Origin of the sequence: Pseudomonas bharatica CSV86, from assembly GCF_000319305.2 — a bacterium.
Taxonomy (GTDB): domain Bacteria; phylum Pseudomonadota; class Gammaproteobacteria; order Pseudomonadales; family Pseudomonadaceae; genus Aquipseudomonas; species Aquipseudomonas bharatica.
The window spans coordinates 2894296-2907189 of the sequence record NZ_AMWJ02000001.1; the positions used below are offsets into that span (position 1 = coordinate 2894296).

General features: G+C 67.7%; 2 protein-coding genes. Both read left to right on the forward strand.

From position 1 onward, the window contains the following. The first annotated feature begins 15 nt into the window (after positions 1-15). Positions 16-1398: a ComEC/Rec2 family competence protein gene (locus CSV86_RS12855; protein ID WP_170394646.1), complete on the forward strand. Its 1383-nt coding sequence runs from the start codon at positions 16-18 to the stop codon at positions 1396-1398. 50 nt (positions 1399-1448) lie between these two features. Next, positions 1449-8108 carry a lytic transglycosylase domain-containing protein gene (locus CSV86_RS31930; RefSeq protein ID WP_240160422.1) on the forward strand — a complete coding sequence of 2220 codons (6660 nt, stop codon included), beginning with the start codon at positions 1449-1451 and terminating at the stop codon, positions 8106-8108. Positions 8109-12894 lie beyond the last annotated feature (4786 nt).

The window sequence follows — 12894 nt, forward strand, 5'->3', positions numbered from 1 at the left end:
AAGGGATACTGCCCCATGAGCTATCAACGCTTGTACTGCCTGGATGTCGGCCAAGGCATGTGTACCTACTTCGAAGGCTATGACGAGGAGCACGATGTCATTGCCAACGCCCTGTTCGACCTCGGCTCGACCAAATCCCGGCGGCGGGCGGGCAAACCGACCATCCAGTTTCTCAAGCAGCAGATCATCGAGCGCAGCGACGACGGCAAAGGCTACCTGGATGCGGTCTTTCTCTCGCACAAGGACGCCGACCATATCAACCTGATCCGCGGCCTGCTGGCGGAGTTGCCGGAGATGAAGATCGGCTGGATATTCCATAGCGGCCGCTACAGCTGGTACGCCGGCAAGAAAACCGCCAACGTGCTGGGCGAACTGGGAAAACGCACACCGGATGCCAGCACCCATGTGCTCAACTTCGCCGTGGGCACCAGCAGTTTCCCCAGCGGCAATCCGCAACAGTGGCATTCGATCTGGGGCAATGAAACCGTGAATGCCTATGTGATCGCAGTGAATACACCGATGTCCGACACCAAGCAGGGGGAGCACGTCGATGTCGCCTATGCCGCCCACGATGAGCCGGACGGCAACCTGGCCAACTCGACGTCGCTAGGCATCTATCTGCAGATGTACAACGTCGGCGCGGTGATATTCGGCGATGCGACCTTTTCCACCTTCCAATTCGTCAATCGGCATTTCCTCGAGCGCGAGGTCTGGCTATCCAGTTCTTTCATGCTTCAGGCACCGCACCACGGAAGCCGCTCCACTACCTTCGGCCTGAAGCTGTCCGATGCACTCATCACCGACCAGGCCGCGCAAGTGGTCAAGACCTTTGCCTCGCTGACCTATGGCGCAACCATCATCGTCAGCGCCGACACCAGCCACGACCATCCCTCCCTCGACACCATCAACGCCTTCCTGCAGTTTGCCGATCATCGCGGCCCATGGTGGGCGGACGACTCCGTGAAGCCCAACCACCTGGTCTCGACCTACTTCGACGTACCGTTGTCCAGCACCCAGGGTGCGCTTAATACCAACTACACCTACCAAACCGACCAGAACTACTACACCACTTTGTATTGGGGACGTGAAACCAAGAAGGGCAACTTCAGCTTCCCTCCCGCGAAGACCGTGACGGCACCGACCACTGCGTTCGCCGAAGGCATGAACTGGGGCTACGAGATCACGGCGGAATCTTCGGTGGATCAACGCAACATCAAGTTCGTCGGCTTTTCCAGCAACCGCCTGCCGAAGAACCCAAGACAGCTCGCCGAGGCTTTCGCCGCCTTGCCACTGGCTGGCGAAGTCGCCGCCGCCCATCAGGCAGCGCCAGTTCCCCCGCGCCCGGCGACGGCGCTGCCCGCCCGCCAGCTCATCCCCAGCGCAGCCTGCGACGCCTGAAACCGCGCCCTTGATTCGTCGTGTCCCAGCCTTTATCTCCGAGGTAATCCATGTCTGTCGCCACCGTTTACTCCGCGCTGAGCGCCTCGATCCACGACGACGCCATCGATCTTTGGCAGGCCTCGACGCAAAGCGCACTTACGCCACTTCGGGGTGTGCTCGAGTTGTTCGGTATCAAGGCTGCCTGGCTGCTGTCCGGCGTCAGCCTCAGCCAGGGCCTGGACCGGGTCACCCTGACCGGCAGCGGCCGTTTCGGTCAGCCCGGCGACCCGCAAGGCATGCGTTTCCAGGTGCACGGGCAGTTGCTCTACACCCAGACCGACAGCGACGGCGGCCTGTTCCAGCTGAGCCTTGCGATCGCGTCGACAGGCTGGACCTTTTCGGACTTTTTCAACCCCGACTGCCTGCCGCAGACCCAGGATGCTCCCCTCGACGGCGGCAATTCAGTGGTCTGGAAACCCTCGTTCCTGCAAGGGCTGGCCTTGCAGGCTCCGGTGTTCCAGGCAGACAGCCGCAGCGATGCAAGCCTGACACTCTCCGGGCGATTGCCGGCCAGCGATGCCTTCGCCGGGTCACTGGACATGCTCGCACCCTGGCCCCTGGCGTTGAGTGGCAGCGTGAAAATGCCTGCCTCCTGGACCGACGTACCGGTCATGGATCTGCTGGCCAGGGCGGCCGGCTCACCCGCGCTGGACGTTGGCTCACCGGCACCTGCAGGCGGCGGTCCATCGGCCCTGGCGCTGAATAATCTCGGGCTGGAACTGCTGGTACGCGATGACCTCGATGAAGCCCTGTGGAACCGCAGCAGTTTCTCGGTAATCAATCTGATCGGCACCGTCAGTCTTGGACGAGATAGCGCGGCCCTGGTCGCTAACCTCTATACGCCCTTGCGGGTCACCGGTCCGCAGTGGCGCCTGACCGCGACCTTCGATCCAGCCCATGCCTCGATCGTGCGCGGCATGGCGCAATTGAGCACCATCTTCGGCCTGCCCGCCCTGCCCCTGCCGGACAACTTCCCGTTGCTGGAAACGTTCAAGTTCCGCGAGGTGGACCTGACCTTCACCTCGCCCGAAGGCGGCGGCATACCCCAGCTCCAGGCCCTTGCGGTAACGATCGGCTCCGACCAGCAGTGGTCGCCACCGGTGCCCTTCGTCACGCTGCACGATGTCGGCACCCGCTGGGTCTGGGGCTGGGGCGCAATTCGTGCCGATGGCGGTGCGACGCGCGATACCGGTACGGTCAGCGGGTCGGTGTTCGGCACCCTGCGCTTCGGCGAGAACGCCAACACCGGGCAGAAAGTGGATATCGATGTCTCGGTCAGCCTGCCGCAGTTGTATATCCAGGGACAGATGCGCAGCGGCGACTACATTCCCATTGGCCAAGCCTTCAGTTATTTCTTCGGTGCTCCGGGGCCCGCGGTGGGCGGCCTGCAAAGTGCCGTAGTCAGCGAGCTTGGCTTCGCCGCCGATCCCCTCCTGCAGAACTATTCAGCAGAAACGCTGGTGGTTTTCGGTGATCCGGAAAATGACGACCCGAGCCTGAACCAAGGCTGGGATATCAATCTGGTGGTTATCACCCTGCGCCTGGAAGCCATCGGTTTCTGGATCGAGGCCCAGAACGGCAAGGTCGGCGGGGGCCTGAACGGCGTGTTCTCGTTCTTCCCCGCTGCCGCCGAAGACGACTACGACAGCCCACGCCTGGTCTTCAGCGCCGACTACCCGGTACAGGACCCGGAGTCCCCCGAGGGCTGGCTTTTCGCCGGCGGCCTCTACCAGGGCACCAGCATCAACCTCACCGATCTGGTCGCGCAGTTCCTCGGCCTGGGCAAGGCCCCCGACTCGGTACCGGTGCTGATGGTGGATCGCCTCGACGTCAGGTTCTCCACCGGCGACAAATCCTACGAGCTGGGCGGCACCATCTCCATGCGCTGGACCCCGACCCTGTTCGGCACCGAGCTGAAGATCTCGGCGGCCGCCAGCATCGATATCGCCCGGGACGGCGGCGCCGCGGCGGACAAGCCCGCCTCCGGCCGCCTGAGCGGCGAGTTCTCGATCAACCGCATCGGCGTCGAAGTGGGCATGGACGTGGGCGTCGAGGAGCCGACCTACCTGCTCAAGGTGTACGTCGATACCATCTGGGTCCAGGCCATCACCGCCTGGCGCGGCGACAAGGACAGCACCAGCAATCCGCGGCACCAGGTGATCTCGGTACAACTGGGCGGCACCACCCTGGGCGACATGCTCGAATACCTGGTCAACCTGGCCGCGCCGACCCTGGGTTTCACCCTGGACGCGCCGTGGGACGTGCTCAAGCGCATCGAGCTGTCGAGCTTCGTCTTCACCCTCGACCCGACCAACAATGTGGTCGAGTTCGTCTACAAGGCCAAGGTCGACGTCGGCTTCGGCAGCCTCTCGGCGATCGGCGTGCGCTATACCCGCGCCGGGGCCGGCAAGGTCGAGCTGATCCTCGAAGGCACGCTGCTGGGCAAATCCTTTACCGGCGACGATGCGCTGGCCTGGGACGTGGTCAATGACCCGCCGCCTGCGGTACCCGGCACCGGCTCGGCCCTGGTGGAACTGCGCTACCTCAGTATCGGCCAGCGCATACGCCTGCAGAACCCGGTGGATACCGTGGCCGGCAACCTGGCCCTGCTCAAGCAGTTCATGCAGCCAGTGGAGAACCCGGACAACCTGCCCACCACCGGCGGCAGCGGCATCGCCTTCTCCACCGACAGCCAATGGCTGATCGGCCTGGACATCGGTCTGATGGGCAATACCCTGGACCTCGGTTTCCTGTTCAACGACCCGATCCTCTATGGCCTGTCGGTGGGCCTCAACGGCGAGAAGGCCGGCAGCCTCGCCGGGCTGCGCTTCGAAATCCTGTACAAGAAGATTTCCGACGACGTCGGCATGTTCCGCGTTGAACTGCGCCTGCCCGATGCCTTCCGCACCTTCCAGATCGGCATCGCGTCGCTGACCCTCGGCACCGTGGTGATCGAGGTCTATACCAACGGCAACTTCAAGGTGGACCTGGGCTTCCCCTACAACCAGGACTTCAGCCGCTCGTTCTCGGTCCAGGCCTACGTGTTCATCGGCCGCGGCGGGGTGTATTTCGGCCTGCTCGATGGCGTCACCTCGAGCCAGGTGCCGCGCATCAGCAACGGCACCTTCTCGCCGGTGCTGGAACTGGGCATCGGCCTGGCGGTGGGGGTGGGCAAGGAGATCCGTGCCGGGATCCTCGGCGGCGGCGCTTATGTCGAGGTGCAGGTGATCTTCCAGGGCGTGCTTGGCTGGTTCAACCCGTCCAGCGCCGGGCTGCCATCGGCCCAGTATTTCCGCGCGCTGGGCATCGCCGCACTGCACGGCAAGGTCTACGGCTACGTGGATTTCAAGGTGATCAAGGTGTCGGTCAGCCTGGAAGCCTATGCCCAGGTCAGCGCGCTGTTCGAGTGCTACCGGCCGACGCAGTTCGACCTCAAGGTTTCGGTGCGTGCCGAGGCCAAGGTGAAGATCCTGTTCATCAAGATCTCCTTCAGCTTCCATGTGTCCCTGGAACTGTCCTTCACCCTCGGTTCGGTGCAGCAGACGCCCTGGATCGTCGCCCCGGGCGGCGACCCCAAGGGCTTCCAGGACGCTCGCCTGCTGACGGCGCCGGGCCGCGCCGGTAGCCTGTCCGGCGGCCAGGGCCCGCGGGCACGGCGCAATCGCGCGCAACGCCTGCAAGTGCTCGGTGCCCAGCACCTGTACCAGGTCTTGGAGCGCAAGCGCCTGGCCAATACCTTGGCGCAGACCGAGGACAGCGACTGGGACTGGAACCCGGGCCGCAGCCAGTGGCCGGACGGCCAGCCGCGCACCGCCTTGCTGTACCTGCTGCCAAGCATCTCCATCGGCGAGCTGCCGGTGTCCTGGAACGGCCCGGCCGAGGCTGACCCGTCGCCGAACTACCGGGCCGCCTTCATCCTCTGCGCCAACTCCGGGGTCGATCCGCTGGCTCCCAACGCCCGCGCCGAAGCCCGGCGCTCGGCGTCGCACCACGCCCTGGCCGCCAGCGCCGAGGACACCGCCAGCCTGACCCCGGACCTGTGGGTGCGCACCGTGCTGCTCTATGCGCTGTACGCCATTCCCGATGGCCCGCGCAGCGCAACCGATAGCCTGACCGCCGGCCAGCTGGCCCTGCTGGCTGCGGTGCTCGACGATCCGCAAAGCGCCGACGCAGCGTTTGCCTGGAGCAACCTGGACACCCTGTTCGCCACCAACCTGCACCTGCTGCTGGGCGCCGACCCGGGCGCAGTGACCGAGGTCGGCGGCATGGTCGCACCGCTGCCACCGGGCCTGACCCGTAGCGGTACGCCGGGTGGCACGCTGAATTTCGCCGAGGTCAATCCGGTCGGGCCCTGGTACGAGTGGGACCTGGCCCGCTACATGGGCCAGTACCTGCCGGTGGGCGGCGCCAGCGGGCCGCGCCCGGCCGAGGACGACCCGGCCAGCTACGAGTCCTTCCCGACCTTCATCTTCCGCGACTACTGCCTGATGCTGGCCAAGGCTGCGGTGCAGGAAGCCGGAGACCTGCTGGCCAGCACCACGCTCAGCGTCGGCGACAATGGCAGCGGCAAGGGCCAGTCCCTGGCGCAACTGGCGGCCACCTTTGCCAGCGCCACCATCGACTATCCGGTACGCGCCGGGGATACCGTGGAAAGCGTGGCCCTTGCCCTGGGCGCCAGCAGCGCCGAGCTGCTGTTCCTCAATCCCGGCCTGCAACGCCGGTTGGACACCGCAGCGGTGGGCAGCCGTGTGCCGGTGAAGCTCGGGATCGCCCCGCAGGTGTTGGCCGAGGACAACGCCAGCCAGGCCTTCGCCCTCGACAGCGTCGACCTGGGCCCCCTGCTGCACCAGGCCGCCAGCGGCGAAACCCTGGATGCGATCGCCAGCCTGTTCAACCTCGGCAGCAGCAGCCAACTGTTCGAAGCCGACGGCACCGGCCTGGGCCAATCCAGCGAACTGCTCGATCCGGCGGCGCCCTTCGACCTGCCGCCGCGGACCTGGAGCAATGGCCCGTCCAGCCAGCTGCTTGCCGCCGCTACCGCCTATGTACGCTATCGCCAGCCACGACTGCTGCCGGCCGACTGGTACGCCCAGGCGGTATTCGATGGCAACGCCGAACTGATCGCCCGGCTGACCCGCGACGATCGCACGGTCAACAGCCAGGAATTGCCGCCAGGGCAGGTGCTCAAGGTGCCGCAAGGCTTCAACGCCGTGCAGCCGACCAGCGACTACAGCACCCAGCCCGGCGACACCCTCGACCGCATCGCCGCGACCCTGGCCCTGGTCCAGGTCTATCCCCAGCTGTCGCCGCCAGAGGCCGCGGACTGGCAATCCTTCCTCGCTGCCGTGACCAGCCCTGCCGCCAACACCTACGGGCTGCCGGCCACCACCGGCCTGTACGCCCGCGCCGGGGAAAGCCTCGATGCCCTGGCCCGGCGCCTGTTGCTGGATGTCAGCTGGACGGCCAGCGACGACCCGGCCGTGGGTACCTGGAACTACGCCTGGGCCGACATCATGGCCTGGGCCGGACCGGCCACCTTCCTGGCGCCCCTGGCCCTGGTGCCGGTGCCCAATGCCGTGGCCAAGGCCATTGAGGGCGAGGCCCTGAGCTTCACCCTGCTGGCCGACACCTATGGCCTGGCAATCGCCGATGCCGCCGTGCGCCTGGAGAACCTGGCCGGCCTGTACGCCATCGATACCGTGCTGAGCGTGACCCAGGTGCCGGTGATCAGCGTGGACCAGTTGCTCGCGCAGCTGCTCGGTGGCGCAGCGCTGCCGCGCATCGTCAACCAGGGCTCGCGCTCGCTGATGGCCGGCCTGCGTGCACCGAAACCGGTGACCGACGCCCAGGGCCATGCCATCGCCGACCCGCTCCAACCCACCCCGCTCTACGACCTTACCGGCCAGCAATTCGACCTGGCGGTGGACACCGCGCCGGACAAGGCCGATGAACCGGCGCTGGACATGACCCTGACCGCCCAGTGCAGCTGGATCAGCCTGGTGGACAGCACCACCTCGGGAACCCATGCACAGGTAAACAGCCGCTTCCTCGCGCGCAGCGATATCCCCGCCGGCATGGCCGTGCCCACCGACGTGGTGCAAAGCCTGAACTACCGCTACAGCAACGCGCAGATCATCGCCATGGGCCCGGCCACCAGCCTTACCCTGCCGGTGGTCAAGGCGCCTGCGGCCATGGCCCTGGCCGGCCTTTCGCCGAGAGCCTACGGCCTGACCCAGCGCATCGAGCTGCAAACCCCGGTGGCCCTGCCCATTCCGGGCATGGATGCACCGCCCGTGGGCGCCCAGCCAACCCTCTGGCCGCTGCCGGCAGACCTGCGAGCCAAGGCCCTGGCCGGTTCCAGCGTGGCCTACGACCTGCTGACGACCGCCGAAGGGGCCAGCGCCGGCCGCGATGCGGTGGTCGTGGCAAATGCCACCTGGGCCTGCCGCATCCCGGTGGCGATCAAGCAGATCAACGACGCCCTGACCCTGTTCGCCCTGCAAGGGTGGACGAGGCCGAGCGCCCGACCTTATTGGCCCTGCGCGCCTGGCTGGCAGCCGGTGAAGGCAGCGGCACGGTGGTCCGGGTGCTGGCCCTGCCGGCGCCGAATGCCGGCAATGCCGCCGGGGTCAGCGTGCTCGACAGCACGCCGGCGCAAACCTGGCTGATCCAGGCCAACCTGTCCACGGAAAGCGTACCGCGCGCGCCCGACCTCAGGCTTGGCCGGGTCAACAGCCTGGCCCGCGACGGCAATCCGGCGCCGGCCGCCTCGCTCGACGAACTGGAACGCTTCGTCACCCTGCTCTGGGAAGGCAGCGTGGTCGGCGGCACCGGCTACACCCTCGGGCTGGACAAGGGCTTGCCGGCCAGCGCCGTGGACGCCAATGGCGTGGCCAGCATCGACCTGCTGGTGATCGCCGGCACCCAGCAAGGCGCCGCAGCGCAAGGCCGCAGCCTGCTGCCGTTCAATACCTGCGCCCTGGTGGCGCCGGGGCTGGATGCGACCATCGGCACCCTGTATGCCGAGGACCACAACGAAGAGGACATGATCCTGCAGGCCCTGGTACCGGCCGGCAGCGTCGGCTTCAACCTGACCCTGGAGGCACCAGCGGAAGACGCCGACAATAGCGCCGAACTGCAGGCCCTCCGGTTGTTCAGCCTGCTCGGCACGCAGATTCCCGCGAGCGCGGGCTCGCCCTTCGCCATGCCCGCCTCGGGGATGCCCGCACCACCCACGCCGGTGGAGAAGGACGCGCCGCCCGCCTGGAAACGCCAGCGCCTGGTGCGCCGCGGCGTGCTGCGTGACCAGCGCCTGGCCGAGGAAGCCGATCCGTACTGGCTGTACGAGCAGATCCTGCCGCTGTACCGCTTCGCCACGCCGTCGCCACTGCCCCGCGTACCCGGCCTGCCAAACCCGGACGACGATCCATACCGCGGCTTCGGCTGGGCCGACAGCCTGCCTTCGGCGGCGGTGGTGCTGAACTTCCAGGACATCCTCGGCAACCAGACCGGGGCCAATCCTGCCGGCCAGGGCCAGGTCAGCCTGCCCAGCGGCTACACCGACCCGCTGCTGGGGGTCGGCGACTGGCCGGCAATGGTCAGCGCCTGGACCGTTTCGGCCAGCGAAGCCGGGGTTACCCTGAGCATCAGCCTGGACGCCCGCCCGGCCACGGTGATGCCGTCGCCCAGCCAACCCGGCGATGCCGCCGCGCAAAGCGCCGGGCGCCAGGCCGAAGCCTATGCCAAGGCCTATTACCAGCTCGGTCAACCGTTGAGCGCGGCGGTGGAAACCAGCCTTGATACCAGCGCCGCCCACGGCATCGAGCAAGCGCCGTTGTGGCGCTTCGCCGCCGCTTCCCAGGCCTTCAGCGCCAGCGCCGCGCAACTGGGCGCCGCCCGTGCCCCGGCGGGTGCCACCCTCGCCTCCCTGGCCGAGGACTACAGCCTGCGCTATGCGGAAATGGCCCTGGCCAACGCGCAAGTGCCAATGCAGGCGCTGTTCGGTGTCGGCGCCCGGCTCAAAGTCCCGGCCTATGCCCTGTTCGCCGAGAACGACACGGCGCAGAGCATCTCCGCCATGGCCCGCCCCGACGGCTGGCCGAGCATCAGCGCCGAAGCCCTGCTCGCCGCACCGCAGAACGGCGACCTGCCGCTGCGCAGCGGCGCGGTGCTCAAGGTCTCGCCACCACTCACCCGCGATACCGGCGATGGCAGCGCCAGCCTGGCGGCCTTGGCCAATGCCCTCGGCACCCTGCCGGGCCTGCTGGCCGGGGATAACGCCAGCCTGACCATCCTGACCCCGGGCATCACCTTCTCGGTGGCGGTGTCCGAGGCGGAAATGGTGTCGGTCACGGTGACCGAGGCCGATGCGCCGACGCCGGTCCGCTCGTTGCAACAGGTGTGCACGGCCTTCGCCGGCCTCGGGGTGACTATCAGCGTCAACGACCTGGGACAAAGCCACCAGGCCCTGCCGGCGATCTTCCAGGCCAGCCAGCTGATTTCCAGCACGGCCTGGGTTGCAGGCAGCGACGACAGCCTGGCGCACAACGGCAGCGGCCTGGACCAGGCGGCCCTGGCGGCGCTGAATACCAGCTCGGTCAACCTGTTCGAGATGGGCGCCCTGCTCTACCTGGGCGATTTCAACGGTGGCGCCGGGATCAGCGCCGATGGCGCACAGACCCTGCACCAGTTCGCCGATGCCCATGCCTGCCCGGCGGAACTGCTGCTGGGTGCCAACCCGGACCTCGCCGTGCCCGGCGACGGCGCCTTCGCCCTGCCGGGCAGGGTCAGCTGGCCAGGCGACATGGCGCAGGTACGGGTGCCCTATTCGATCCAGCACGGCGACAGCCTCGACAGCATCGCCCCGCGCTTTGCCCAAAGCACGCTGGAACTGGCCACGGCCAACCTGGAGATGCCGGTGGTGCTGGCCGGTGGCGTGACCCTGGACATCAGCGTCGGCGGCCAGTCGTACAGCTTGACCACTGCCGCTGGCGGCCAGAGCCTCGCCACGACCCTCGGCCAGTTGCAGCAGCAAGCACCTGCCGCCACCCTCGCGGACCTGCTGGAGGGCATGGGCGACGATACCCAGGCGTTGAACACCGGTGCCCTGCTGGTCTGCCCGGCGGCGCAGTTCGCCACGGCCACCGCGCCGTCGGCGATTGCCGGGCTGCTCGGCGTCAGTGCCGGGGCCTTCGCCCTGGCCAACGTCGGTACGCCGGAGCTGATCGCCAGCGGCGTGACCCTGATCGCACCACAAGGCCAGGCCAGTGTGGAGACCCGGGCCAACGACTGCCTGAACAGCCTGATCGTGCGCTTTGCCGAGGCCGGGGTGCAGGTCAGCGCCCAGGAAATCGTGGAAACCCCGGCGAACGCCGACAAACCACTGTTCGCTGCCGACGCCCCGGCGCTGGTGCCGCCGGCCGGTGCCCTTGTCCGCCTGCCGATCGGCGCCACCGGGCCCTATCCGGGGCCGGCCTTCCCGCTCAATGTGAGCCTGACCCTGAGCCGGCCAGCGGCGCTGATCAACCCGGACTTCGCGGCCAACAACGATGGCGGCGTGTCCCGCAGCAGCAGCCCGATCCCGGCGCCTCAGGTACCGGCGGCACAGGACCAGGGTGGCGGCCTGGCCTTCAACGCCTTTATCGCCGCCATGCGCGCGGCCCTGCCCGAGCTGCGCATCGCCACCGGCCGCGCCCTGGAGGACAGCCGCGACCTGTGGGCGGTGAACTTCGGCGACGCGGGCATCAGCGCCCTGAGCATCGCCGGAGCGACCAGCGTCCCCGGCGCAGCGGGGCCGCAGCCGCGCTTCTTTGCCCTGACACCGCTGTACAAGAGCCTGGTCAGCCGCCAGGGTGTTGCACTGCAGGCGCTCAAGGCCGATGGCACCCTGTCCGAAGCCAGCAGCCAGCATGACTTCCAGGGCATAGACGTAGAGCCCTGGGCCGGACGCTTCCTCTCGGACATGGACCGCATCCTCGGCGCCGCCAACGTCGCCGCGCTGTACCGCACCCCGGACACCCGCCAGACCCTCGGCGACCTGGTGGCGGTCAAGCGCCAACTGGCCGGGGCCATTCCCGAAGGGCTGCAGCCGGTGCTGGAAATCAGCGATCCGCAGGCCGCCGCCGGGCAGGCTGCGGCAGCCACTACCCTGCAACAGCAACTGGGCATCAGCCTGTCCCGGGCCTGGAGTGCCTCGACCCTGGTACAGCTGAACCGCGAGGTGACCTCGGCCTGGCAGGCTCCCGGCACGACCTTGCTGCCGGCAGACCTGTACGGCGGCATCGAGGTCACCAGCGGTGGCGAGGAACGCTCCTGGAGCATGAGCGCGGGCAAATGCTGGCTCACCGACTTCTCGCCGTTCATCACCCTGCTGCTGACCGAATCCGATCCGGCCAGCCACCGTGCGGTGACCGCCGACATGGCCTTCGGCATCACCGACCTGGAGCGCAATATCACCAGTGCCGGCCTGCCCGACGGCTACGCCGCTTCGCAGTGGCTGACTTTCGTCCCGCCACTGGGCGGCAGCAATCTGCCAACGGCAGTCAGCATCGACCTGGGCGAAGTCTCGGTGCCGATCCCGCTGCGGGATTTCCCGGCGCTGCCGGTCATCATCGAACAACGTGCCAGCGCCACCGCGCTGGACGCCGCACTGCGCCAGAGCCTTCGCAGCCGCCGGGCGCTGAGTACCCTGCGCGCGGACAGCGACGTGAGCCTGGGCAACCTGGCGCTATGGGATCACCGCTTCACCTACTCCCACGAACATGCCGAGCAGGACGATGTCAGCCTCACCCTGAGCTACAACCTGAGGCCCGACCAGACCCTGCGCATGGCCGCCAGCGATGCGGACCTGTTCGTGCAACTGGCGCGCTATATCGCCGTGGCCGACAACCTTTGGGAGATCCTCGGCGACCTGCCCGACAGCGGCGCGCTGACCCCGGTGCAGAGCAATGCGGCGAACACCCTGCGCGACCTGGCCGCTGCCGTTGCCACCAGCTGGAACGTGCGCCTGGTCGACAGCGTGGCGGATGCCCGGCTGCAGGCGCCGGTCACCGACACCTTCGGTTTCCAGGCGCGGGTCACCGACCGCGACGGACCGCTGGCCAGCCGTGAAGTGGCCAGCCTCGGCCTGACGGCCCTGAGCGCTGGAGTCGGCCCGGACGGGCAATGGCCGCAGGTATGGGCACTGACGGCGGCGGGCCTGATGGTGGCGCTGGAGCGCGAAAGCGTCTCGGCCAGCGAGTCGCGCTACCAGGTACCGGCTGATGCCCACGTGGCGGCTTCGTGGCCTACGTTCAGCCTGGTCTTCGCCGGGCTCAACGTAGCCCGCTGGCAGAACGCGACCGGCTCGATCCTGGTGCAGCGCAACCAGAAGCTGCTGGGGGCCGACGGGCCCGCGACCAATCCGGCATTCGTATTCCAGACCGACCGGGTCGAGGCCGCCAGCATCGCCACGCC